General features: G+C 67.9%; 25 protein-coding genes. 9 read left to right on the top strand and 16 right to left on the bottom strand.

The annotated features are described in order from the left end of the window. Position 1: 1 nt before the first annotated feature. On the bottom strand, positions 2–595 hold the full coding sequence (locus ACWDSJ_RS22480) for an acyl-CoA-like ligand-binding transcription factor (protein WP_387362538.1): 594 nt from the start codon (positions 593–595) through the stop codon (positions 2–4). Continuing rightward, entirely contained in the window at positions 585–2,105 is a 1,521-nt protein-coding gene (locus ACWDSJ_RS22475) for an MFS transporter (protein ID WP_450034030.1), read from the bottom strand. The genes ACWDSJ_RS22480 and ACWDSJ_RS22475 overlap by 11 nt, the downstream gene beginning before the upstream one ends. A gap of 155 nt (positions 2,106–2,260) precedes the next feature. Here ACWDSJ_RS22475 and ACWDSJ_RS22470 point away from each other — a divergent pair, with 155 nt between their 5' ends. Further along, a complete protein-coding gene (locus ACWDSJ_RS22470) occupies positions 2,261–3,550 on the top strand; it encodes a D-alanyl-D-alanine carboxypeptidase family protein (RefSeq protein ID WP_450034028.1) in 1,290 nt (429 codons plus the stop codon). Between the two features lie 110 nt (positions 3,551–3,660). Continuing rightward, a complete protein-coding gene (locus ACWDSJ_RS22465) occupies positions 3,661–3,861 on the top strand; it encodes a hypothetical protein (RefSeq protein ID WP_387362544.1) in 201 nt (66 codons plus the stop codon). 36 nt (positions 3,862–3,897) lie between these two features. Here ACWDSJ_RS22465 and ACWDSJ_RS22460 read toward each other — a convergent pair whose 3' ends face one another. Further along, positions 3,898–4,803 (bottom strand): helix-turn-helix domain-containing protein, encoded by a 906-nt coding sequence (locus tag ACWDSJ_RS22460; protein ID WP_450034026.1) that lies wholly within the window; start codon positions 4,801–4,803, stop codon positions 3,898–3,900. Between the two features lie 222 nt (positions 4,804–5,025). Between ACWDSJ_RS22460 and ACWDSJ_RS22455 the strand changes: the two genes are divergently transcribed. The 4 genes from ACWDSJ_RS22455 to ACWDSJ_RS22440 are packed head-to-tail and all read left to right on the top strand — an operon-like array spanning position 5,026 to position 8,141. After that, on the top strand, positions 5,026–5,391 hold the full coding sequence (locus ACWDSJ_RS22455) for a hypothetical protein (protein ID WP_450034025.1): 366 nt from the start codon (positions 5,026–5,028) through the stop codon (positions 5,389–5,391). Next, the gene (locus ACWDSJ_RS22450) at positions 5,392–6,024 is read left to right on the top strand and encodes a DUF3558 domain-containing protein (protein WP_450034023.1); all 633 of its coding nucleotides are present in this window, start codon (positions 5,392–5,394) and stop codon (positions 6,022–6,024) included. It begins immediately after the preceding gene. Between the two features lie 3 nt (positions 6,025–6,027). Further along, positions 6,028–7,428 carry a hypothetical protein gene (locus ACWDSJ_RS22445; protein WP_450034021.1) on the top strand — a complete coding sequence of 467 codons (1,401 nt, stop codon included), beginning with the start codon at positions 6,028–6,030 and terminating at the stop codon, positions 7,426–7,428. Beyond that, a complete protein-coding gene (locus ACWDSJ_RS22440; RefSeq protein ID WP_450034019.1) occupies positions 7,425–8,141 on the top strand; it encodes an ESX secretion-associated protein EspG in 717 nt (238 codons plus the stop codon). The genes ACWDSJ_RS22445 and ACWDSJ_RS22440 overlap by 4 nt, the downstream gene beginning before the upstream one ends. Here ACWDSJ_RS22440 and yhjD read toward each other — a convergent pair. From yhjD to ACWDSJ_RS22425, 3 genes are all read right to left on the bottom strand, one after another. Then, positions 8,107–9,150 (bottom strand): inner membrane protein YhjD, encoded by a 1,044-nt coding sequence (gene yhjD / locus ACWDSJ_RS22435; protein ID WP_387362555.1) that lies wholly within the window; start codon positions 9,148–9,150, stop codon positions 8,107–8,109. The genes ACWDSJ_RS22440 and yhjD overlap by 35 nt on opposite strands. 129 nt (positions 9,151–9,279) lie before the next feature. Beyond that, positions 9,280–10,305, bottom strand: a complete 1,026-nt coding sequence (gene trpS / locus ACWDSJ_RS22430; RefSeq protein ID WP_450034018.1) for a tryptophan--tRNA ligase — start codon at positions 10,303–10,305, stop codon at positions 9,280–9,282. Between the two features lie 23 nt (positions 10,306–10,328). Further along, complete coding sequence (locus ACWDSJ_RS22425) at positions 10,329–11,252, bottom strand: oxygenase MpaB family protein (protein ID WP_450034016.1); 924 nt, start codon at positions 11,250–11,252, stop codon at positions 10,329–10,331. A gap of 110 nt (positions 11,253–11,362) precedes the next feature. Between ACWDSJ_RS22425 and ACWDSJ_RS22420 the strand changes: the two genes are divergently transcribed. Next, a complete protein-coding gene (locus ACWDSJ_RS22420; protein WP_450034015.1) occupies positions 11,363–11,995 on the top strand; it encodes a TetR/AcrR family transcriptional regulator in 633 nt (210 codons plus the stop codon). A gap of 10 nt (positions 11,996–12,005) precedes the next feature. On the opposite strand, the gene ACWDSJ_RS22415 is transcribed toward ACWDSJ_RS22420, so the two are convergent. The 3 genes from ACWDSJ_RS22415 to ACWDSJ_RS22405 are packed head-to-tail and all read right to left on the bottom strand — an operon-like array spanning position 12,006 to position 13,760. Continuing rightward, positions 12,006–12,479: a barstar family protein gene (locus ACWDSJ_RS22415; RefSeq protein ID WP_387362563.1), complete on the bottom strand. Its 474-nt coding sequence runs from the start codon at positions 12,477–12,479 to the stop codon at positions 12,006–12,008. A 31-nt stretch (positions 12,480–12,510) separates the two neighbouring features. Beyond that, positions 12,511–12,975, bottom strand: coding sequence for a ribonuclease domain-containing protein (locus tag ACWDSJ_RS22410; protein WP_450034013.1), 465 nt, complete (start codon positions 12,973–12,975; stop codon positions 12,511–12,513). Continuing rightward, entirely contained in the window at positions 12,972–13,760 is a 789-nt protein-coding gene (locus tag ACWDSJ_RS22405) for an exodeoxyribonuclease III (RefSeq protein WP_450034011.1), read from the bottom strand. The genes ACWDSJ_RS22410 and ACWDSJ_RS22405 overlap by 4 nt, the downstream gene beginning before the upstream one ends. Positions 13,761–13,829: 69 nt before the next feature. On the opposite strand from ACWDSJ_RS22405, the gene ACWDSJ_RS22400 reads away from it, so the two are divergent. After that, the gene (locus ACWDSJ_RS22400) at positions 13,830–14,672 is read left to right on the top strand and encodes an alpha/beta fold hydrolase (protein ID WP_450034010.1); all 843 of its coding nucleotides are present in this window, start codon (positions 13,830–13,832) and stop codon (positions 14,670–14,672) included. Between the two features lie 122 nt (positions 14,673–14,794). Here ACWDSJ_RS22400 and ACWDSJ_RS22395 read toward each other — a convergent pair whose 3' ends face one another. The 5 genes from ACWDSJ_RS22395 to ACWDSJ_RS22375 are packed head-to-tail and all read right to left on the bottom strand — an operon-like array spanning position 14,795 to position 19,453. Then, the gene (locus ACWDSJ_RS22395; protein ID WP_450034009.1) at positions 14,795–16,036 is read right to left on the bottom strand and encodes an acyl-CoA dehydrogenase family protein; all 1,242 of its coding nucleotides are present in this window, start codon (positions 16,034–16,036) and stop codon (positions 14,795–14,797) included. Positions 16,037–16,048: 12 nt separating this feature from the next. Next, entirely contained in the window at positions 16,049–16,918 is an 870-nt protein-coding gene (locus ACWDSJ_RS22390; protein WP_387362572.1) for an SDR family oxidoreductase, read from the bottom strand. Positions 16,919–16,930: 12 nt separating this feature from the next. Next, the gene (locus ACWDSJ_RS22385) at positions 16,931–17,803 is read right to left on the bottom strand and encodes a MaoC/PaaZ C-terminal domain-containing protein (protein WP_387362574.1); all 873 of its coding nucleotides are present in this window, start codon (positions 17,801–17,803) and stop codon (positions 16,931–16,933) included. Next, complete coding sequence (locus ACWDSJ_RS22380) at positions 17,800–18,234, bottom strand: type II toxin-antitoxin system Rv0910 family toxin (protein ID WP_387362576.1); 435 nt, start codon at positions 18,232–18,234, stop codon at positions 17,800–17,802. The genes ACWDSJ_RS22385 and ACWDSJ_RS22380 overlap by 4 nt, the downstream gene beginning before the upstream one ends. A gap of 13 nt (positions 18,235–18,247) precedes the next feature. Further along, complete coding sequence (locus ACWDSJ_RS22375) at positions 18,248–19,453, bottom strand: lipid-transfer protein (RefSeq protein WP_387362578.1); 1,206 nt, start codon at positions 19,451–19,453, stop codon at positions 18,248–18,250. A gap of 216 nt (positions 19,454–19,669) precedes the next feature. Here ACWDSJ_RS22375 and ACWDSJ_RS22370 point away from each other — a divergent pair, with 216 nt between their 5' ends. Then, positions 19,670–20,101 (top strand): hypothetical protein, encoded by a 432-nt coding sequence (locus tag ACWDSJ_RS22370; RefSeq protein ID WP_387362580.1) that lies wholly within the window; start codon positions 19,670–19,672, stop codon positions 20,099–20,101. Positions 20,102–20,104: 3 nt separating this feature from the next. Here ACWDSJ_RS22370 and ACWDSJ_RS22365 read toward each other — a convergent pair whose 3' ends face one another. After that, positions 20,105–20,746 (bottom strand): TetR/AcrR family transcriptional regulator, encoded by a 642-nt coding sequence (locus ACWDSJ_RS22365; RefSeq protein WP_450034005.1) that lies wholly within the window; start codon positions 20,744–20,746, stop codon positions 20,105–20,107. Between the two features lie 56 nt (positions 20,747–20,802). Continuing rightward, on the bottom strand, positions 20,803–22,017 hold the full coding sequence (locus ACWDSJ_RS22360) for an MFS transporter (RefSeq protein ID WP_450034192.1): 1,215 nt from the start codon (positions 22,015–22,017) through the stop codon (positions 20,803–20,805). Positions 22,018–22,199: the final 182 nt, after the last annotated feature.

The raw sequence follows: 22,199 nt of genomic DNA, 5'->3' as shown, positions 1-22,199 counted from the left end.
GCTATTCGGCGAATCCGGGCATGCCCGCGGCGAGGAACTCGCCGATCAGCTCGATCCGGTCCATATCCAGCCCGCCCGGACCGAACGCGGTCATGGTCGCGCCGATGAGCGCCCCGGCGAAGGCGCGCGCCTGCCAGTCGTCGGGCGCGCGGCCGGTGCGCCGGGCGATGAGTTCGGTCATCAGGTCGACATTGCGTTCGGTCTCCTGGGCGATCACCCCGCGCAGTTCGGGCTCGTTCCAGACCAGCAGCATCCGTTCCTGTTCGAAGGCGCGCTGCTCGTCGTCCATGCTCGCGAACGTCTCGCGGATGGCGTTGCGGACCGCGGTCAGCGCGGACAGCTCCGCGGGCTGTTCCTCGACCGCGCGGATCATGATCGGGTCCAGATCGTCGGCGAGCACGACCTGCTCCTTGGACGGGAAGTAGCGGAAGAAGGTGCTCGGGGAGATGTCGGCCGCCTCGGCGATCTGCTCGATGGTGGTCTCCCCGTACCCCTGCTTCTTGAACAACCGCATCGCCTCGGTCCGAATGGTGCGGCGGGTGCGCTCCTTCTTCCGCTCGCGTAACCCCGCGGGCGCCTTCGTCTCAGCCGACATGCACCGATTGTCCCGCATCGGCGCCCACCGGAGCTCCCGGTCCGGAGCGGCGGGTCACCAGGGCCGCCAGGACGGCGGCCACCGCGCAGATGGCCGCGCACACCCAGAGCATCGCGCCCATTCCGGCGACGAAGGCGGACTGCACGTGGGCCAGCAGGTCCGGATCACCCATCCGATGGGCCACGGCCACACCGGAATTCACGCCGTCGGAGACCGGTTCCCGATTGTCCGCGCCCAGTTCGGCGCGGTATCGCACGGCCAGCACCGTGCCCAGGATCGCGACCCCGATGGTGCCGCCCGCCTGCCGCAGCGCCTGGATCAGGGCCGAACCCGATCCCGACCGCTCGGCGCTCAGCTCGCCCATGGCCATACCCATCGCGGAGGGCATGACGAAGCCCATGCCCACGCCGAGCAAGGTGGTCCAGATCGCGGTGTAGCCGTAGCCGCTGTCCACCTTTGTGAGCGCACCCATCACCAAACTGCCCGCGAGAACGAGGAATCCGGTGGTCAGCACGACTCGCAGACCCAGTTTCGGCGACAGCCTGTCCACCAGCCGGGTGCCGAGCACCAGACCCGCGATCAGCGGCAGCAACCGCAGCCCGCTGCCCAGCGAATCGACGCCGAGCACGGCCTGGAAGTACTGCGGCACGGTGAAGAACAGGCCGAACATGGCGAAGTTCACGACCACGGAATACGCGGTGCCCCACCGGAATCCGGCCGCGGTGAACAACCCGAGGTCGATCAGCGGATGCGCGACGCGCCGCTGCCACGCGACGAACGCCGCCAACAGCGCCACACCCGCCGCCACGGCGGACCACGCGATCACATCACCCCAGTCCCGCTCGCCCAGCCGGATGAAACCGTAGGTGAAGCCCAGCATCCCGCCCGCCGAGAGCACGACCCCGGCCAGATCGATCCGAAAGACGTTGCCGCTGCGCGACTCCGGCACCAGCCCGGCCACCGCGAGCAGTCCCACCACCACCAACGGCACGTTGATCAGGAACACCGAACCCCACCAGAAGTGCTGCAACAGCCAGCCGCCCACGATCGGCCCCAGCGGCAGCCCGAGGGCCGTCGAGGTCACCCAGATCGTCAGCGCCCGTTGCCGTTCCGCCCGATCCGGGAACAGTCCCGGCAGCACCGACATCGACAGCGGCATCATGGTCGCCGCCGCGATCCCGAGCACCGCCCGCGCGGCGATCAGTTCCCCCGACGACGACGCGAACGCGCACCACAGCGACGCGATGCCGAACAGGGCCAGCGCTCCCAGCAGGAACCTCTTGCGCCCGTAGCGGTCTCCCAGCGCCCCCGCAGGCAGCATGAAGCCCGCGAGCGCCAGCGTGTACGCGGTCGTGAACCATTGCAGCGCAGCGGTATTCGCGTGCAGATCCACCGCCATCGTGGGCAGCGCCACGACCAGCACGGTGGTGTCCAGGCCGATCGTGAGCATCGCCAAGGCCAGCGCGCCCAGCGCCAGCCAGCGAGCCCGGCTCGCCTCGTTCCCGGTCATGCCGTTCCCTCCTGGGCCGAAAGTAATATTTCGAAAGCTTCTTTATTTTGATAGTAGCTCTCATTTTGTAGTAGATGTCAATACCAGCTCATCTCACCGCCCTGAACTCGGCAAACCCCGCGATTGCCCTAAGCTCGACAGTGATGAGGACCCGCATGACCCGGCGCGCTCGCCGCTCGAGATCGTTGGCGGCCACGCTGGTGGCCGGACTCCTCGGTGCCGCGGCGCTGACGCTGTCCCCGACGCTCGCCGACGCCCAGCCGACCGGTACGACGACGCCGTTCACCACCCCGAACACCGACTCCTGCCCGAACAAGACGGCTCCGCCCCCGGCGATCGACGCCTCGGAGGTCCCCGAACCCGGCGAGACCGGCCCCGATCCGTTGCCGGTGCCCGCGTCGCCCGTGGGCGGCGACCGGCTCGGCGGCTGCGGCCTGGTCCTGCCGGACAAGGCGCCGCCGGTCCCCGCCGAGATCTCCGCGACCGCGTGGACGATCGCGGATCTGGACACCGGCCGGGTGCTGGCCGCCAAGGATCCGCACGGGCGCTACCGGCCCGCCTCGACCATCAAGGTGCTGCTGGCCACCGTCGCGCTGCGCGCCCTCGACCTGAACAAGGTGGTGGTCGGCACGCAGGAGGACGCGAACGCCGACGGCACCCGGGTGGGCATCGGCCCCGGCGGCCGCTACACCAACAAGCAGTTGATGCAGGCGCTGCTCATGTGCTCGGGCAACGACGCCGCGCACGCCGTCGCCGCGCAGCTCGGCGGGGACCGGGCCACGGTGGCCAAGATGAACGAGCTGGCGAAACGCCTGCGCGCCTTGGACACTCGCGCCGCCACACCGTCGGGTCTGGACGGGCCCGGAATGAGCACGTCCGCATACGATTTGGCGCTGCTGTTCCGCGAGGCCATGACGATTCCGGCGTTCGCCGAGATCGTGCACACCGAGCAGGTCGACTTCCCGGGCTACCCCGCCGACCCGAAGATCCCGGACGACAAGGACCATCCGGGTTTTCCGATCGCCAACGACAACCGGCTGCTGTTCGACTACGACGGCGATCTGGGCGGCAAGACCGGCTACACGGACGACGCCCGGCAAACCTTCGTGACCGCCGCCGCGCGCGGCGGACACCGGTTGGTCGTGACGTTGCTGAAGGCCGACGTGCTGCCGATCCGGCCGCCCGAACAGGCGGCCCGGCTGCTCGACTACGGCTTCGCGCTGCCGCGCGACGCGAGCGTCGGCACGCTGCCGGGCGACACCGGCACGACGGCGAATCCCGGTGTGACACTTGCGTCCCCGCCGCCGCGCCCGAATTCGGACACCACCGCCACGCCCGCGGAACGGCACGGCAGTTGGGGCACGATCGCGATCATCGCGGGCTTGGTGCTGGTCATCGGGCTGGGGATCGCCGCGTGGTCGCTCCGGGGTCGGACGCGATCGTAATCGCCGCCACTTTTCGCGAATCGCGTTGTTTGACTCCGGGTTGCTCGGGCACCCGCTGAACGAGCCGATCGTACGGCTTTCACTCGAGTAACCGAAGAAGGGAGCTAACCATGGCGGACCAGAACAATCCCGGCCAGTTCGGCAACCGCTCGGACACGGCGGAGCAGGCCCGCAAGGGCGGCCAGGCCAGCACCGGTAGCTTCGGTGACAAGAACAGCGCCGACCCCTCGGCCGCCGGTAAGAAGGGCGCCGCCGCCCAGCCGACGGACGCCAAGGTCAAGGGCGGGCAGCACAGCCACGCCAACCGCTGACCGTTTCGGACGGAAAGCCCCCAGGGAAGCGAAAGTTCAAGCTTCCCGGGGGCTTTCGTCCATTCGGGACTCGAATTCCGCGCCCGCCCGGCGCAGCATCTCCCGGCTCGACTCCGGTCCCAGCGTATTGCGCAGCAGGGAGTGGTACACGTCGCGATGCTTGCGGACGACGTCGGGTTCGGTCAGATACTGTTCGCCGCGGAACGATTCGATGTAGACCAACGGGGTCTCGACCAGTTCGCCCGATCCGTCGGATCCGAAGTCGAGCAGCACGAACGGGCCGCCGCCCTCCCGCATCGGGAGTCCCCGACTGAACGGCAGCACCCGAATATCGATATTGGGCCGAAAACTGGCCTCCACCAACCGTTCACACTGTTCGGCCATCACCTCCGGCCCGCCCACGGTCATCCGGATCGCCGACTCCCGCACGACCGCTTGGAAACCCGGCCCGTCCGGAATCTCCAGCAGTTCCTGCCGCCGCATCCGAAGCCGCACCCGCCGATCGATGGTCGCCGCGTCCTCGTCCGGGTAGAGCGTCTCCAACAACACCCGCGCGTACGCCGGCGTATGCAACAGCCCCGGCATCAAATCGGCCTCGTACGAACGGATCTCGCGAGCCGCCCCCTCCAGCCCCACATAGGTCCGGAACTCCGCGGACATCACATCCTCGTACTCCCCCCACCATTCGACCCCCTCCCCCTCCTCGACCAACGCCAGCACATCCCGCGTCTGCTCCGCGTCGAACTCGTAGATCCGACACAGCGCGGCCACCTGCCCGTCATCCACCCCCGAAACCAACCCCCGCTCCAGCCGATGCACCGAACTGGCCCCCACCCGAATCACCCCACCCGACTGCTGCAACGTCAACCCCGCCCCCAACCGCCCACCCCGCAACTTCCGCCCCAACCGCCGCCGCGCCAACGTGGAATTGCCTTCGGTCATGAATGCCCCTGCGCTCGTTGGTGATACGCCTGCCATCCAGCGCCATGCTAGTAGCCCGAACGGAGCAGGGTCGGCGATTCACGCCGGACACATACGAATACCGCATAACCCCAGCAAGACTTCCATCTTGGAGGGTGAATCCTTGCCGAGGGGAACCACTCGCTTCCATGGTGCGTCCAGTAAGGTAGGTGGATCCTGGGCCGCTGGAAGGGAGGGACGTCGGTGGATGTAGGGCAGTCGACCGCGAACGCGCTGTATCAGCAGGCAGTCAGTGGATCGTTCGCCATGAAGCAGGACGCGGCACAGAATTGCGCGAATATCTTCCTACGGTTCGCAGATTCGCTGGACGCGCAGATCACCCGGCACCGCAATCTCCGCCTGACAGGCGGATTCGGTGACTTCACATCAGCCAAGCAGCTCGAAGCAGGGTTCGACAAGAAAGGCGCCGAGATGGTCCTGGCACTGCAAGGCTTACAGGAGGCCGCCTTGCGGATGGCGGCAGCGTATCTGCGGGCAGGTGGCATGGTCGAGGCCGCTGACGATATCAACAGGCGAGCAATCGTTGCCTCTCAGGTAGGGTCCGCGTAGATGACCAGGGGATTGATGCGCGCTCTCTTCGCCGTTACCGCAGTGACTGCCGTTCTCGCGCTTCCCGCTTGTTCCTCACACGACTCGGCGGGTGAGACAGGATCTTCGGCGTCCGAGTCCAATTCGCAAGCGACTCACGCTCCTCGTACAACACTGACCCAAGCGGGCATTCAGCCCCCGCCGCTTCACAATCAATACACCAACAACGGGCGACCCGATGTCACCTTCGACCCGTGTACTTGGATTCCGGACGACGCGATCCTCTCGACGGGCTTCGATCCCTCGAGCCGTAAGCGCGGCGACGACCAGGTCGCAGAAGAGACGTTTCTGGAGTGCGTATTCACCTCGAAAGACCGTAGCCTGTCGGTGATTTCGGGCAACGTGTCGTGGCAAGAGGATCTCGCGAAAAATCGGGCCATCAGCGAGCCGGTTTCCGTCAACGGTCGACAGGCCATCTGGGTGCGTGATCCGATCGAGGTAGGACGTTGCCAGATTCATCTGCAGACACGTTCGGGCTTCGCCGCCGTCGCCGTCGACACGAAACCTACAGCGCAAGCGGCTGGAGTGAAACCCTGTGACGGCGTCCTCGATATCGCCAAGGCCCTCGAGCCTTCGATCGGGAAGGACAACTAAGGCATGGCCAACGAAGATAGCCCGTCCGCGAACACGCCGGAAGCGATAGCTCGCGCACTCACAGGGCAGAGCGTAGAGGCGATCCAAAATCACGACCGCGCGACTCAAAGCCAGCATGGTGCAGAGGCTTTGCAGAGCAGACTCACCAACTCGGGTACCGATCCGGCATACATTCAGGGCTTCGAAGACTGGAAGAGCATGTCGCACGAGGAACTCTACAGAACCGTCCAGGAAACTATGAAGCCGGGTGTTATGCATGCCCGTGCAAAGACTTGGCTCGACATATCCGCAGCGGTCAGCGGAGCATTGTTCGGTTTGAACATCTCGATACAGAAGGCTCTGCCGGAAGGTTTTCAGGGCGAATTCTCAGTGGCGGCAAGCGAAGCCGCTCGCAAGTTCATCAAGCAGGGCACAGACGTACAGGAAGTAATTCAAACAGTCGGCCATCGGATAGAGGCCGCCGCCTACGGCGCGGAGGCGGTGAAGAACAGCGTGCCGCCGCCCGGCGGCTTCCAAACAGGCGTAGCGAAAAAGGTTGATTCCGTGTGGCCTTCACTCGGCGCCGAGGACCCACAGCATGCAGTCGGCTCTGTTCGCGACGACGATAGTTCGCGCTGGGCGGCCATCGCGGCCATGCAGCGAAACTACGAACCGACATACGGCCCTGCTGGGCGGAACGTCCCCACCTTCGTCCCCGTCGACTCCCCCGGCGAGGTCAACCCCGGAACCGGTGGCGGTAACTCCTGGCCCGGTACCGGTGGCGGCACCGGCGGGACGAACGGCGGGACAGGGGGAACCAGCGGCGGCCCCGGCGAAACCGGCGGCGGCACCGGTGAGCAGTCCGGAAACGGCGCACAGGATCCCAACTCCACCGACGGCGGTCAGCGCACCGATCCGGCCAGCGTCTCGCCAGCTTCGACCGATGGATCGAATTCGACTGGGACGCAAGGAACTTCGGGCAACGCGGGCGGCACCTCGCCGGGAGCCGATACCCGACCCGCCGGAGTCGACTCCCCCGGCTCGAGCGTGAGTGGTCGAGGAGGCGGCGGTTCCGGCCTGCGCCCGGGGACATCCGGCGGCGGTCGAGGCGGAACGGGTGGCGGAAGCACCGCCAACGCCCCCGGCAGGAGCGTGCCGGGGATGCCCGGTGCCGGAAACCCGGCCGCAGCGGCCGCCGGACGAGCGGGCACCGCGGGCACATCCGGTATGCCGGGCATGGGTATGCCTGGCGCGCACGGCCGTAAGGATGAGGACGAGGCCGAGCACAAGACCCCCGACTACCTGATCAGGGATCGCGAGGAGGAACTGTTCGGGCCCAGGCAGCGAACGGTTCCCCAAGCCATCGGAGCGGATATCCCCGCCGCGCAGACCAGACCGGACGAGGGTGAGGGTTCGGGGCGGTGAGGTGGGAGTTCACTCCCGATGAGTTCATGCATCTGTGGCAGGAGACGGGGAAGGATCGGTATCCGTTCCCGTTGAGTCTGTACTCGTCGACGGCATGGCAGAGCGAGGCCGAGCGGCTCGCGCGGGAGTTGCGGGAGCGGTTGCCGCTCGGGGGTGACGCCGATCTGTCGGCGGTGCTGCGGGTGGCGGCGAATCCCGCTGTCACGCTGACCGTTACGGGCACCCGGAAGCGACCCGTGCGCGCGTTCGGGGCGATCGATACCACCGTGGGCGTGACGCTCGTCCAAAGACCGGGTCCCACAACGGAAGTCGGCGGCAATATCGTCGTCGAGGTCGGCTCCCCGGCCATCGTGCCGAAGGTGTTCGTCGCGGTCCTGGGAAAGGTCGAGGCGGGGCGGCAGACGGCGCTCGTGGAGAGCCTGGATCGCATCCGCACCGATCTCGAATCATGGACGGGCACAAGGGAAACCGTGACCAGCCGGATGCGCAGACTGCTGACCGCCCCCCGCACCGGATCGGGCCACCTCGAGATCCAGCAGGGCCTGCACACCGCGCGACCCCATCCCCCGCAGTACCTCAGCTGGTTCGACGTCGAGGGCGACGGACGCTACGTCTACTACCAGCAGCACAACGACCTGCACGTCGAACCCTGGTCCGCGGAACGACTCCAGCGGGAACTCATCCGCCTGACCCAACCCGTCCACGCCGACTGAGCACACCCCACACCCCGGCGACCACCCCGGCCGCGACCGCCCCGGCCCCGAACAACACCGCCCCCACCCCGGCCGACCATCCGGCGTTCATGCGCGGCTCGATCACCGCGGGCGGAGGCGGGGCGACATCCAACTCCGCCTCGTTCTCCCGCGCGGTCGCCGCCCACGCCGTGGCGAACAGGATGATCCGCGCGGTGATGTAGGCGAACACCATCAGGCCGATGATCGGACCGAACGCCACCCCCGCCGGGCTCGAGAGCACCTTGTGCAGATAGAAGCTCGCGATCTGCTTCCAGATCTCGAAGGCGATGGCGGCGATCAGCGCGGCCTTGATCGCGCTCACGATGGTGACCGGCTGTCGCGGCAGCCGGGCGATCACCCACACGAACACCGCCCACGACGCGCACACCGCCAACAGCAGCGAGACGACGCGCAGCAGCACCCCGACCCCCGGCGCGTGGTCCAGGTGGATCGCCTTCAGGAGACTTCGCCCCAGATCGCTACCGGCGAGGGCGGACAGACCCAGCGACACCACCATCGCCAACCCGAGCCCGACCAGTGCGAGCAGATCGGAGAGCTTCGAGGTGGCCCAATTGCCGTCCTGCGCTTGCTGTTCCCACTGTTCGGTGAGCGCGGCGCGGAGATTGGCCATCCAGCCCAACCCGCCGTAGAAAGCGCCGACCAGACCGATCACCCCGACGCTGGTGCGGGAGTCGATGGCCTGATCGATCAGATCGTTCAGCTGCCCGCCGAGCGAGCCAGGAATGTTCTGAACGATCTTGTCCTGCACCTCGTGCAACAGATCCGGATCGTGCGACAACACGAACCCGGCCACCGCGAAACCCACCATGAGCAGCGGAAACAGTGACAGCACAGTGAAATACGTGACGCCCGCCGCGTAGTAGTCGCCGCGCTGCCGCTGATACCGGCCGCCCGCGCGGACCAGATGGTCCAACCACGGGCGCGCTTGCACCTCGCGTTCGATCCGCCCCCTGACTTTGTCGAACACCCGTCCTCCCGGAACCCACTCGGCAGCGATCGTGCATGTACTGTCGCACCTTTGCGCGGCCGACAGCGACAGATTTGCCCAGCGCGTCGGTCACCTTCCCGATACCCGGGCGGGCGGGCCGGAAAACGCTCAGCGGGTGAGGAAACCGACGCGGTCGTACACCTGCGCGAGGGTCCTACCGGCGATTTCGCGGGCGCGGTCGGCGCCGTCGGCCAGAATGCGATCGAGTTCGCCCTGGTCGTCGAGGTATTGCTGAACCTTCGCCTGCAAGGGTGTGACGAAATCGACGAGGGCGTCGGCGACGTCGTTCTTCAGGTCGCCGTATCCCTTTCCGGCGTAATCGTTTTCCAGGGTGACGATCGGGGTGTCGGTGAGCGCGGACAGGATCACCAGCAGATTGCTCACCCCGGGCTTGGTCTCCGGGTCGTAGCGGATCTCGCGTTCGGTGTCGGTGACCGCGGACCGGATCTTCTTCGCCGAGACCTTCGGATCGTCGAGCAGATTCAGCAGGCCCGCGTCGGTGGCGGCCGACTTGCTCATCTTCGAGGTCGGATCCTGCAGGTCGTAGATCTTGGCGGTGCCGGAGACGATGTGCGCCTCGGGGACCACGAAGGTCTTCTTGAACCGAGTGTTGAAGCGCTGCGCCAGATTTCGGGTCAGCTCGAGATGTTGGCGCTGATCCTCGCCCACCGGCACCAGCTGCGGGCGGTAGAGCAGGATGTCGGCGGCCATCAGCACCGGATAGGTGAACAGGCCGACGGTCGCGTTGTCCGAACCCTGTTTGGCCGACTTGTCCTTGAACTGCGTCATCCGGCTGGCCTCGCCGAAGCCGGTGATGCACTGGAGCACCCAGGTCAGCTCGGCGTGCTCGGGCACCTGGCTCTGCACGAACAGCGTCGAGCGCTTGGGGTCGATGCCGAGCGCCAGCAGCTGCGCGGCGGCCCGCTCGGTGCGGCGACGCAACTGCTTGGGGTCCTGCGGCACCGTGATGGCGTGCATGTCCGGAATGAAGTAGAGGGCGTCGTAGTCGTCCTGCAACTTCACCCAATATTGCAGCGCGCCAAGGTAATTGCCGAGGTGGAAGGAATCACTCGTCGGCTGGATCCCGGACAGGACCCGCTGCTTGCGCTCACCGGATGTAGCAGGACTCGACATGCTCCGATCTTCGCATGTCCGCCTCACCCGGCATGGCGCTGGGCGTGGTTGCGTGGATCGACCCCCGGCATACTCGGCCGACCCGACGCGACCAGGCGCTTCTCCCGATCGCCGAGCAGCCGGTACAGGGGCGCGCTGGGCCCGTAGAGCGTGTCGCGCAGTGCGCGGGGAGCCAGCGGCGGGGCGAGATGCGCGGTCCGCACGGCCTGGGCCAGCGAACGGTAGGACAGCTGTTCGCGCGCACCCCAGCGAATCCCGTACAGCTCCCGGATCCGGGGCGGCAGACTGCCCTGGACGAGCAGATGCACGCCGGTCACCACCCGATTCAGCGGCACCGGCAGCGGATACGCGACGCGCTTCCCGGCCAGGTAGGAGCCGACCAGCCGGGCCTCGTCGGTGAGATACGGCTGATCGGAGGCCAGGTAGTCGTCGAAGAAGCGCCGGAACTCCGGGTAGCTGCCGGGGGCCGCGTCGCGCGGCATGCCGAACAGCTCACCCCAGCAGACGTAGTCCTGGTAGAGGCCCTCGCGCTCGGCGGCGGTGAGCCTGCGGACCAGCACGTCGTGCATGACCTCCGCCGAGTCGAAGGTGAACGCCATGGTCAAAAACATCAGGTGCGGGTCGTGTGCGGAATAGCGCGTACCCGCCGGATACGGCCCCGCGTCCTCGGGCAGGCCGCCCCGCACCCGCGCGTGCTTCTTGTCGGTGAAGGCCAGCGCCCGGTCGGCCTCCTCCGTGCTGCCCAGCGACACCGCCTCGAACAGGCGACCGGTCAGCGCGAGCCGGGTGTAGGGGGTGGTGCGGTGTTCGGTGTGCTCGGCCGTGCCCACGTAGAGCAGCGGATGCACGGCCCCGATCACCAGCGCGCGTTGGCCGTAGGTGAGGCCGACCGCCCGCTTGCGCATGACCCGCCGGATCATCGAGTCGTCGGAGAAGTAACCGGACATGTCGCCTCCTGTGCCGAACATCTGGCAATAGCGTCTACCAGATTCACCAATCTGGCAAGAGCTTCCACCAGATTGAGAGGACGTCGTGCCCGGCCCATACAATCGGACGGATGACCGCGCGAACCTACGGTGGTGTCTCGGCCGAGGAGCGCCGTGCCCAGCGCCGGGCCGCGCTGCTCGAGGCCGCGCTGGAGATCATCGGCGGCCAGGGCCTGGACAAGCTGACGGTCGCCGGGCTGTGCGCGCGGGCCGGACTGAACGAGCGGTACTACTACGAGCAGTTCGACAGCCGCGACGCCGTGCTGATCGCCCTGCTCGACGGCATGGCCGAGGAACTGGCCGCGGCCATTGTCGACGCCCTGCGCACCGCGCCCACCGACACCCGGGGCATGTCCGGGGCCGCGGTCCGCGCGGGCATCGAGGTTCTCACCGACGACCCGCGCAAGGCCCGCGTCGCCCTCATCCTCAGCGCCGCCACCCCCGAACTGCGCTCGCGCACCCTGGCGACCATCCGAGCCTTCGCGAATCTTGTTGCGGCCCAGGGCGTGGACTTCCTCGCCATCGGGTCGGACCGCCCCGACCCGGCGATCGCCTTCCGCGCCACCTACCTCGTCGGCGGTCTCGTCCAGGTCCTCGCGGGCTGGCTGCACGGCGATCTCCCCCTCACCCGCGACGAACTCATCGCCCACACCACCGACGTGTTCGTCCTGCTCGGCGAGGATCTGGCCCGCCGATCGAGTTAGCCGGCGTGCCTCACAAGGTGAGCGCGGCCGCACCCAAGGTGCCCGGCTCGGCTTGGAGCACCACGCGATAGAGGGTGTCGCGAGCGGACCAATAGGCGGCGGCGTCGCGCATGGCCTCGGTGAACCAATCCCGCTGGGCGGGTTCGTGCACGAGGAGTTGGGCGGCGTTGCGGACCACCACGACGTAACCCGTTGCGCGACCGACGAAGTCGTCGAGGTCGCGCAGGCATTCGTCGAACGCGTCCTTGTTCTGGCCGAAGTAGTAGGGGAATTGGAAGGCGGCGGCGAACTCGTCGTAGAGCTCGGCGAGGCTGCCCATCTTCTGGCCGCGCAGCTCCCGGACCACGTAACCGTCCGGCGCCTGGTACCGCACGCCGCTGAAGTCCCGGTCGGCGGCGGGAACCGCCCCGAGAACCGGTGCGGGCGTGGCGGATTCGGTCGCCGCGCCGGTGAGGAACTGCGTCAGCGTCATCGGGGAACTCATCTGGCCTCCTGTTCGCATGGGTTCCGACAGCTCAGCGCATTCTGGTGAACGTCCGGTAATGATCACCGGTGTAATACGCCGAACCGTCGCTGCCGGTCACGATGCGCTCGGCGTCGCGGGTCTGGCCGCGGGCCTTGGGATTGACGTCCCATTCGCGATAGCCGATCGACTTGCCCGCCGCATCCGACTTCGGCAGCGTCCCATCGCGATTGAGCCACTGATCCCCGCCCTTGGTCCCGGGCGCGTCGGCCGAATCCGGCCAACGGCCCGCGTCGATCTCGACCAGGGTTTGGTACGCGCGATCGGGGACGCCCGGCGCCCGGCTCGTCGGGGCGGCGGCCGCCTTACCCGGCGTCGCCACGGCCTTGGCGCTCGTGGAGGGCGACGAGGTGGAATGCGTCGTGGTCTCGTGCGCGGTCAACAGCCCGAGCAGCACCACGACCACCACCCCGCCCAGCGCGAGCAGACTTCGGAAACGCTTGCCGGACAGGTTCATCGGTACTGCACCGTCACGGGCGCGTGATCCGACCAGCGCAACGCGTACTCGGCGGCCCGCTCCACCACGGCCTGCTTGGCGCGGCCCGCGATCTCACCGCGCGCCAGGTGGTAGTCGATGCGCCAGCCCGCGTCGTTGTCGTAGGCGCGGCCGCGGTAGGACCACCAGCTGTACGGGCCGGGTACGCCCGGGTGCAGGGTGCGCACGACGTCGACGTAGCCGGCGGCGAACAGCTCGTCGAGCCAGGCGCGCTCGCCCGGCAGGAAACCCGAGTTCTTCAGGTTGCCCTTCCAGTTCTTGATGTCGAGTTCGGTGTGGGCGACGTTCCAGTCGCCGCAGATGACGAAATCGCCGGTGCGGGACCGCAGGTGCGCGCCGAGCTCGCCGAGGAAGCGGTACTTCTCGTCCTGCATCGGCGTATCCGCCTCGCCGGTGTGGACGTAGACGCTGGCGACGGTGACGTCGTCGAATTCGGCCTCGATATAACGGGCCGCGGCGTCGAACTCGGGGCTACCGAAACCGATACGCACGGAACGTGGTTCGCGGCGCGACAGGATGCCCACGCCCGCGCGGCCTTTCGAGCCCGGTTCGGCGTGCGCCAGATACCAGCCGTCGCGCAGCGCGGTCGCCAGCGCGGCGCGCGTCTGCTCGTCGGTTGCTCTGGTCTCCTGCAGGCAGATGATGTCCGCCTCGGTGGTGGCGAGCCACTCGAGCATCCCCCTACCCGTCTTGCCCGTCGCGGCACGAATCCCGTTCACGTTGATCGTACTGATGATTTTGGACACGCCACGACCGTACAATGCTGCTCAGACACACTCCCGGTGGACATCGAGGTCCAGGAAGGGGTGAGGACGATGACGTCCCGCACCGCCCCGCCCATGCCGACGAAAGCCCTGCACACGGGCTCCGGCGATCCGCTACTCCTGTTGCACGGCTTCATGTTGTCGCCGCACTGCTGGGAACAGGTCGCGTTCCGATTGTCCGGGACTTGCGAGGTGTTCGCTCCGGCCTTCCGGGGGCACTGGGGCGGGCCGGAGTTGAACGGCTGGTACCTCGACATCAACGCCCTCGCCGATCAGATCGAGGATCAACTCGACGAAATGGGTTGGCGCACTTCCCATATCGCGGGCAATTCACTGGGCGCGTGGGTGGGGTTCGAGCTGGCGCGCCGGGGCCGGGCGCGCACGCTCACGGCCATCGCGCCCGCGGGTGGTTGGAACAGCCCGTCGCTGTTGCAGATCCGGGTCGGGCTGAAGTTCCTGAGCCTGGTGCCGGTGGTGGAGATCGGCAAGCGGATGAGCCCGGCCCTGCGGGTCAGCGCGCCCGCGCGCCGCTTCGCGTCGCTGCTGCTGACCAAGAGCGCGAGCGCGGTCCCGCGGCGCGCCCTCGAGGCCACCATCCTGTCCGCGATCAACTGCCGGGCCATGCTGCCGGTACTGCTCAGCGGCCTGCGCTCGGAGGCCCTGGAATACCTGCCCACGTTGAGCACGCCGGTGCGGCTGCTCATGTGCGAATACGACCGGGTCATCCCCAATCGTCCCTTCGCCGAACGCTTCCTGCGCGACCTCCCCGAATCCGCGGACCGCATCCTGATCCACGGCGTCGGCCACGTCCCCATGCTCGAGGCCCCCGACCGCATCGCCACCCTCATCGCCGAACACGTCTATGCCAGCCGCACGCACCTGCGAGCGGTATGAATGACCGGCGGATCGGAAGACCCCCCTCGGCAGCCGATCCGCCGGTCCCCCGGCGAAAAACGTGCCGGGGGAACAAGGGTGGAAGCGCCGGGGGAACAAGGGTGAAGCGTGCCGGGGGAGGTTCAGAGGCCCAGCAGTCCCTTGGCCACGTGGGTCACCTGGATCTCGTTGCTACCCGCGTAGATCATGAGGGACTTGGCGTCTCGGGCGAGTTGTTCGACTCGGTATTCGGTCATGTAGCCGTTGCCGCCGAAGAGTTGGATGGCCTCCATGGCCACGTCGGTGGCGGCCTCGGAGCAGTAGAGCTTCATGGCGGAGGCTTCGGCGAGGGTGGGGGGCTTGCCCGCGCGGGAGCGTTCGATGGCGTTGAAGACCATGTTCTGGACGTTGATCCGGGCGACTTCCATCTTGGCGAGCTTGAGCTGGATCAGCTGGAAGCGGCCGATCTCCTGGCCCCACAGGGTGCGGTTGCGCGCGTAATCGACACAGAGCCGGTGACATTCGTTGATGATGCCCAGGGCCATGAACGCGACGCCGAGCCGTTCGGCGGTGAAGCTGGAGCGGGCGCTGTCGCGGCCGTCGCCGCCCTTGTGCTCCTCGGTCTCGCCGAGCAGGCGGTCGCGGCCGAGGCGGACGTTGTCGAAGAACAGCTCACCGGTCGGCGAGGCGTGCAGACCCATCTTCCGGAACGGCCTGCCCTGGGTGAAACCCTCCATGCCCTTGTCGAGCACGAAGGTCAGCACCTTGCGGTTGCGCTTGTCGCCCTCCCCCTCGTCGAGTTTCGCGTACACGATGACGGTGTCGGCGTAGGGGCCGTTGGTGATGAACGTCTTCTGCCCGTTGAGGATGTAATCCTCCCCGTCCCGCTTGACGTAGGTCTTCATCCCGCCGAACGCGTCACTGCCGGAATCGGGTTCGGTGATCGCCCACGACGCGACCTTCCTCATCGTCACCAGATCGGCGAGCCAGCGCTCCTTCTGCGCGAGCGTCCCCCGCGCCATGATCGTGGTGGCCCCGAGACCGATGCTGACCCCCATGGCCGACACCAAACCCAAACAGACGCCGGACAATTCGCCGATCAGCACGGCCATCATCGAATCCTGGCCGCTGAACGGGGATCCGGCCGACTCCGTCCGCTCGGCCGCGTCCTCCCCCGCCTCCCGCGCCCGCTGCTTCGCCAGCATCTTCCCCACGGCCTCGGCGGCCATCGCGTCGATCCCGAACTGCGCGAACAGCTTCCGGATCACCGGATACGGCAGCATCTCGCCGCTCTCCAGCGCGTCGAGATTCGGCCGCACCTCCTTGTCGATGAACGCGCGCACCGCGGTGCGGATCATCTCGTCGGTCTCGGACCACTCGAACATGGTGTTCTCCTTCTACGGCAGCCGAGCCGCGATGTCCTCGATCGCCCAGGGCCCCTCGGTCTCGATCGTCTTCACGTCGTGCCAGCCGCCCAGCTCGGAGATCGCGCCGCCCTGCACCGCGAACACCTTGCCGGTCAGCGGGCATTTGTCGGAGGCCAGATACGCCACCAGCGGTGAGATGTTGGCCGGGCTGAACGGATCGAACTCGCCCTCGGGGATCTCGGCCGCGAAGATGGCGCCCATGCCGGGCGTGGCCAGCGTGAGCCGGGTGCGGGCAATCGGGGCGATGGCGTTGACCCGCACACCGTAGCGTTCCAATTCGTCGGCGGCCACCAGCGTCAGCGCCGCGATGGCCGCCTTGGCCGCGCCGTAGTTCGCCTGTCCCGCGTTGGGCACCGTGGTGCCCGAGGCCGAGGCCGTGTTCACCACGGCCGCGTTGGGCCGGTTGCCGGATTTGGCCTCGGCCTTCCAGTACGCCGCCGCGTGCCGCAGCACATTGAAGTGCCCCTTCAGATGCACCGCGATGACCGCGTCCCACTGCGCTTCCTCGAGCCCGGCGATGAAGCCGTCGCGCAGGATGCCCGCGTTGTTGATCACCACATCGAGTCGGCCGAATTCCGAGATCGCCTGGTCCACCAGGCTTTTCGCGCCGTCCCACTGCGCCACGCTGGCGGTGTTGGCGACCGCGCGCCCGCCCGCGGCGACGATCTCCTCCACCACCTGCTGCGCCGGGCCGGTGTCGTGTCCCGCGCCGGTGTTGTCGCCGCCCAGATCGTTGACCACGACCGCCGCGCCCTCCCGCGCGAACAGCAGCGCGTGCTCGCGCCCGATCCCGCGGCCCGCGCCGGTGATGACGGCGACCTTGCCGTCCAGTGCGCCCATGTTCGTCTCCTGTCAGTCCGCGAGTTCGGCGAGGCCGTCGGTCAGCACGACGTCCGCACCCCGCACGGTCTCGAATGCGTATGTGGTGACGCCGTTTTCGGCGCGCACCGGCCAGATGCGGGTCTCCAGGTCGTCGCCGGGGAAGACCATCTTGGCGAAGCGCACCGCGAAGCGCCGCAGCCGACGGGTGTCCGAGCCGCCGACCGCGGTCAGCACCGCCCACGACGCGAACGCCATGGTGCACAGCCCGTGCGCGATGATGCCGGGCAGTCCGGCGTCGCGGGCGACCTGCTCGTCCAGATGCAGCGGGACCGGATCCCCGGCGGCCGGGGAGTAGCGGTAGGTCTGATCGTCGTCGATGTGCGCGGGCACCACGGCCGCCGGATCGGTACCGCGCAGGGCGTCCGGGAACTTGTGTTCCGGCGCGGCCTCGCCCACGGTCCGTCCCGCGTCGATATTGCGGAAGAACGCGGTCAGGAACTGCTCGTTGACCAATTCCCCGGCCTGATCGCGGGTTTCGACGTGGATGGTGATCGAGCTGCCGTTCTCCCGGCCGGTGAAACCGATCGCCCGGGCGCGCGCGGTGAGCACATCGCCGGGCCGGATCGGACGGTGGAAGTGGAAGTCCTGCTCCCCGTGCAGAACCCGGCCGAAGATGTCCATCGGCGCGACGTCGATGACGGGCACCATCATGGCGTCGAACACCGGCACGATCGCGAACACGGGCGAGGCGATCGTCCCGCTCCGGTGCGCCTCGATCGGATCGTTGGTGGCGGCGGCGTAGTCGGCGATGCGCTCCGCGGTGACCTCGAAGGTCTCCTCGTCGCTCCAGTTGCCCAGTCCGGAATCGTCGAAATCGACCGCGCGCGTGGCGGTTCCGCTCATGCCGTGGCCAGCGCGTCGAGGGCGTCCAGCGACTTCTCCAGTTGCTTGAGCCCGTCCTTCTCCACCGCCTTGCCCAGCGCGCCCTTGATCAGCGCGCCCTCGAAATCGCCGCGGATGGACAGTTCGCTGCCCTCGCCCGCGGGGCTGATGTCGAAGGTGAATTCGACCTTCACTCCGGCCATTCCGGCGGCGGTGAGGGTGAGCGTGGTCGGCGCCTGCACCGCCGCGACGTTCCATTCGAACTTGTTGGCCATGCCCAGCATGACGACCTTGGCGATCAGCTTGGTGCCCGGGGCCAGGGTGGCGGGCGGCTCCTCCATCCAGCGCTCGTGGATGGAGAACCAGTCGCCCCAGGTGTTCGGGTTGCCCACGACCGCCCACAGCGCCTGCGGGTCGGCGGACATCTTCTTGGTGTACTCGATGTGGCCCATGCGATTTCCTCTCTCAGCGGTCCGCGCGCTGGTACGCCGTGACGATCGCCGCGCCGCCCAGTCCGATGTTGTGCTGCAACGCCGCGGTCACGTTCTCGACCTGACGCTTGTCGGCCTGTCCGCGCAGCTGCCAGGTCAGCTCCGAGCACTGCGCCAGACCGGTCGCGCCCAGCGGGTGACCCTTGGAGATGAGCCCGCCGGACGGGTTCACCACCCACCGGCCGCCGTAGGTGGTCGCCCCGTCGTCGACGAGCTTGCCCGCCTCGCCCTCGGCGCACAGGCCCAGCGCCTCGTAGAGCAGCAGTTCGTTGGCGGAGAAGCAGTCGTGCAGCTCGATCACCTGGAAGTCCTCCGCGCCCAGGCCCGACTGCTCGTAAACCCGCCGCGCCGCTTGCACATTCATGTCGTAGCCGACGAGATTCTTGGCGGTCCCGTCGAAGGTGGAGGCGTAGTCGGTGGTCATGGCCTGCCCGACGATCTCCACCGCCTGCCCGGCCAGATCGTGCTCGTCGACGAAGGACTCCGAGGCCAGGATCACCGCGCCGGATCCGTCGGAGGTCGGCGAGCATTGCAGCTTGGTGAGCGGGTCGTAGATCATCCGGGAGTCCAGGATCTCGGCGAGGGTGTACTCGTCCTGGAACTGCGCGTACGGGTTGTGCACGGAATGCCGGTGGTTCTTCAGGCCGATCTTGGCGAAGTGTTCGGCGGTGGTGCCGTAGGTCTTCATGTGCTCGCGCCCGGCCGCGCCGAACATCCAGGGCGCGGGCGGGAAGAGCACCTCGGAGATCTCGGCCAGGGCCATCATGTGCTTGGCCATGGGCTGCTCGCGATCGTCGTAGGTCGCGCCCAGCGAGCCCGGCTGCATCTTCTCGAAGCCCAGGGCGAGCGTGCAGTCGGCCAGGCCGCCCCGAATCGCCTGCGCCGCAAGGTAGAGCGCGGTCGAACCGGTGGAACAGTTGTTGTTGACGTTGACCACCGGGATGCCGGTCATGCCCAGCTCGTAGACCGCGCGCTGACCGGAGGTGGACTCGCCGTAGACGTAGCCGACGTAGGCCTGCTGCACCCGATCGTACGAAATGCCCGCGTCCGCAAGGGCTTTCGTGCCGGACTCGCGGGCCATGTCCGGGTAGTCCCAGTCGCTGCCGTTCTCGTTCTTGCGCCGCCCCGGCTTCTCGAACTTCGTCATGCCGACGCCGACGACGTAGACCTTGTTCGCCATCGAACTCCTCACCTCGGGCCGCGGCCGGATGACGGCGACGGCGCGGACGGTCCGCTGCGGACCGGACGGAAACAAACATACAGAGCTGTATGTAACACTGCAAGAGTCGATCCAGGCCCACTGACAGAATCGCCGTCAATTAGCTGGTCCCGCACATACATCCAGCGTTGTACGGTGTATTGGATTACCCCCGCGAGGGGCTGGTTGGATGGGGCGGTGACCTCCGATTGCTTCCGGCTGATAGAGCCCGTTCCGACCGCCGAGGCCATCCCCAGCTGGGCTCGCCACTTCGCCCATTTCGACTCCGTCGTCGGCTATTCCAGCCTGGGTCATGCCTTCCTGGCGAACCTCGACACCGGCGATTACGCCATCCTGTACCCGTATCGGGCGGGGGCGACGGGCTACGGACCGTTCGTCAGCGTGTGGGAGTTCGCGGATCAGGTGCTCACCGAACCGCGCTTCGCCGACTTCGTGCTACGCCCCGATCACGTCTCGGAGATCTGTGATCGGCTGGGCCCCTTGGCCGCCGGGCAGGTGTACGCGGCCAAGCCGTACCCGTTCCAGGGCGGGAACGAGGCGCCGGACAGTTATCAGTTGGCAGACCTGTGGACGTTCCTCGATCAGGTGGCCGAGGCGCACGGACTGTAGGTCCTAACGCGAGCCGCCGAGTCCCGGCAGGGCCGCGGCCGCGGCGCGACGGAGGTGCGCCGAGGCGCGGTGCCAGCGGCGCAGCGCCCGTTCGGGATCGGGAGACACGAAGTTGGACACCAGGATTCCGCGCAGCGTGTCCATGGCCGTGTAGGCGAAGTCGCGAACCTCCTTGCGCCGCACGTCATCCGGGACCAATTGGGAGACCGCCATCAGCACGGCGTTGTTGACGAACGGTTCGACCTTCTCCAGCGCGGCGGCCAGCACCGGATCCGCGCGACCGGCCACCCACAGTTCCATGGCGGCGATGAACAGCGGCCCCTGATGCAACTCCCACAGGAAATCCAGTGCGGCGCCGAGCGGATCGTCACCCGCGTTGACCCGGCCGAGTTCCTGGATGGCCGCCTCGGTCCGCCGCTGCGCGAGATGACTGATGGCCGCGACGACGAGATCGTTCTTCGAGCCGAAGTGGTGCACCTGCGCCCCGCGCGTCACCCCGGCCCGCTCGGCCACCCGCGGCGTTGTCGTTCCGGCGTAACCGTATTCGACGAGACAGTCGATGGTGGCGTCCAGCAGCCGCACCCGCATCTCACTGCTGCGCTGCTCCTGCGTGCGGCGCTGGGGCCGGGAGGCGGACCTGGTCATTTCCGGGATTGTACGCTTACGTTCAGATCTGAACGGAACTCCGGCGGCCGCACCGGTCACCGCCGTCGTGGCACCACGACCGCCTCGGCGGCCTCGACCATCAGGCGTTCGGCCTCCTGATCCAGTTCCGGATAGGGGTGCCGCCGACGGGCCAGCGACACGGTGACGGTGAACAGCAGCACGCCCGCGATGCCCAGGCCCGCGCCCACGAGAGCCGGTGCGGTGTAACCGAATCCGGCCGCGATGACGACTCCGCCCAGCCACGCGCCCGCCGCGTTGGCCATATTGAGGGCGGCGTGGTTCAGCGCGGCGGCGAGGGTCTGCGCGTCGTGGGCCACGTCCATCAACCGGGTCTGCAGACCGGGGGCCAAGGCGGCTCCGGTCGCGCCGACCAGGAAGGCCCCGATCGCCGCGGTGTACGGATTGTGCGCCGCGGCAACGAAACCCGCGAGCACGACCACCATGGAGATCATGGCGGCGTAGATCGCGAGGTCCACGCCGCGGTCGGCCAGCACGCCGCCGACGATATTGCCCGCGACCATGCCGAGACCGAACAGCGCCAGCACCAGCGGCACGAATCCCAGCGGCAGGTGCGCCACATCGGTGAGCGTGGTGGTGATGTAGGTGTAGACCGCGAACATGCCGCCGAAGCCGATCGCGCCGACCAGCAACGTCAGCACCACCTGCGGGCGGCGCAGCGCGCCGAGTTCGGTGCGCGGATCGGTGACCCGCACGCCGGTCAACTCCGGCACGTACCGCGCGATGGCGAGCACCGTGGCCACCCCGATCAGCGCGACCACCACGTAGGCGTCGCGCCAGCCCAGGTGCTGGCCCAGCCAGGTGGCGGCGGGCACGCCCACCACATTGGCGGCGCTGAGGCCGAGCATCACGGCCGCAACGGCTTTCGCGCGCTGACCGACCGGGGCCAGGGTCGCGGCGGCTAGCGAGGCGACGCCGAAGTAGGCGCCGTGCGGCAGGCCGGAGACGAAGCGCGCGACCAGCAGCGCGTCGAACGTCGGCGCGACGACCGAGGCGGCGTTGCCGAGCGCGAAGGCGGCCATCAACGCGATCAACAGGCGCTTGCGCGGCACCCGGGCGCACAGCGCCGCGATGACCGGGGCGCCGACCACCACCCCGAGGGCGTAGGCCGAGACGGCGTGTCCGGCACTCGGCTCGGACACGTGCACGGCGTGCGCGATATCGGGCAGCAAACCCATGGTGACGAATTCGGTGGTGCCGATACCGAAACCACCGAGCGCCAACGCGAGCATGGCGGGGATGTGCCAGGTGCCGCGCCCGGGCGTGCCGGAGGGGCCGTGCTGGTGGACGGCCGCGGAGGCTGATCGGGTCGATGAGGTCACGCCCCAGGTCAACACAGCGCTTCCCGGGCTTTAAAGCCGGATCTACCGTGATTCCACTCACCGGCCTCCGGTGGTCGCGCCCGGTTCCCGGC

The organism is Nocardia sp. NPDC003482 (assembly GCF_053588115.1).
This window is presented reverse-complemented; position numbering and strand designations above follow the sequence as displayed.

Excerpts from the sequence above, each read along its gene's own strand:
- ACWDSJ_RS22480 (WP_387362538.1), bottom strand. The coding sequence starts at position 595 with ATGTCGGCTGAGACGAAGGCGCCCGCGGGGTTACGCGAGCGGAAGAAG.
- ACWDSJ_RS22475 (WP_450034030.1), bottom strand. The coding sequence starts at position 2,105 with ATGACCGGGAACGAGGCGAGCCGGGCTCGCTGGCTGGCGCTGGGCGCG.
- ACWDSJ_RS22470 (WP_450034028.1), top strand. The coding sequence starts at position 2,261 with ATGACCCGGCGCGCTCGCCGCTCGAGATCGTTGGCGGCCACGCTGGTG.
- ACWDSJ_RS22465 (WP_387362544.1), top strand. The coding sequence starts at position 3,661 with ATGGCGGACCAGAACAATCCCGGCCAGTTCGGCAACCGCTCGGACACG.
- ACWDSJ_RS22460 (WP_450034026.1), bottom strand. The coding sequence starts at position 4,803 with ATGACCGAAGGCAATTCCACGTTGGCGCGGCGGCGGTTGGGGCGGAAG.
- ACWDSJ_RS22450 (WP_450034023.1), top strand. The coding sequence starts at position 5,392 with ATGACCAGGGGATTGATGCGCGCTCTCTTCGCCGTTACCGCAGTGACT.
- ACWDSJ_RS22445 (WP_450034021.1), top strand. The coding sequence starts at position 6,028 with ATGGCCAACGAAGATAGCCCGTCCGCGAACACGCCGGAAGCGATAGCT.
- trpS (WP_450034018.1), bottom strand. The coding sequence starts at position 10,305 with ATGTCGAGTCCTGCTACATCCGGTGAGCGCAAGCAGCGGGTCCTGTCC.
- ACWDSJ_RS22425 (WP_450034016.1), bottom strand. The coding sequence starts at position 11,252 with ATGTCCGGTTACTTCTCCGACGACTCGATGATCCGGCGGGTCATGCGC.
- ACWDSJ_RS22420 (WP_450034015.1), top strand. The coding sequence starts at position 11,363 with ATGACCGCGCGAACCTACGGTGGTGTCTCGGCCGAGGAGCGCCGTGCC.
- ACWDSJ_RS22415 (WP_387362563.1), bottom strand. The coding sequence starts at position 12,479 with ATGAGTTCCCCGATGACGCTGACGCAGTTCCTCACCGGCGCGGCGACC.
- ACWDSJ_RS22410 (WP_450034013.1), bottom strand. The coding sequence starts at position 12,975 with ATGAACCTGTCCGGCAAGCGTTTCCGAAGTCTGCTCGCGCTGGGCGGG.
- ACWDSJ_RS22400 (WP_450034010.1), top strand. The coding sequence starts at position 13,830 with ATGACGTCCCGCACCGCCCCGCCCATGCCGACGAAAGCCCTGCACACG.
- ACWDSJ_RS22395 (WP_450034009.1), bottom strand. The coding sequence starts at position 16,036 with ATGTTCGAGTGGTCCGAGACCGACGAGATGATCCGCACCGCGGTGCGC.
- ACWDSJ_RS22390 (WP_387362572.1), bottom strand. The coding sequence starts at position 16,918 with ATGGGCGCACTGGACGGCAAGGTCGCCGTCATCACCGGCGCGGGCCGC.
- ACWDSJ_RS22385 (WP_387362574.1), bottom strand. The coding sequence starts at position 17,803 with ATGAGCGGAACCGCCACGCGCGCGGTCGATTTCGACGATTCCGGACTG.
- ACWDSJ_RS22380 (WP_387362576.1), bottom strand. The coding sequence starts at position 18,234 with ATGGGCCACATCGAGTACACCAAGAAGATGTCCGCCGACCCGCAGGCG.
- ACWDSJ_RS22375 (WP_387362578.1), bottom strand. The coding sequence starts at position 19,453 with ATGGCGAACAAGGTCTACGTCGTCGGCGTCGGCATGACGAAGTTCGAG.
- ACWDSJ_RS22365 (WP_450034005.1), bottom strand. The coding sequence starts at position 20,746 with ATGACCAGGTCCGCCTCCCGGCCCCAGCGCCGCACGCAGGAGCAGCGC.
- ACWDSJ_RS22360 (WP_450034192.1), bottom strand. The coding sequence starts at position 22,017 with ATGCTCGCGTTGGCGCTCGGTGGTTTCGGTATCGGCACCACCGAATTC.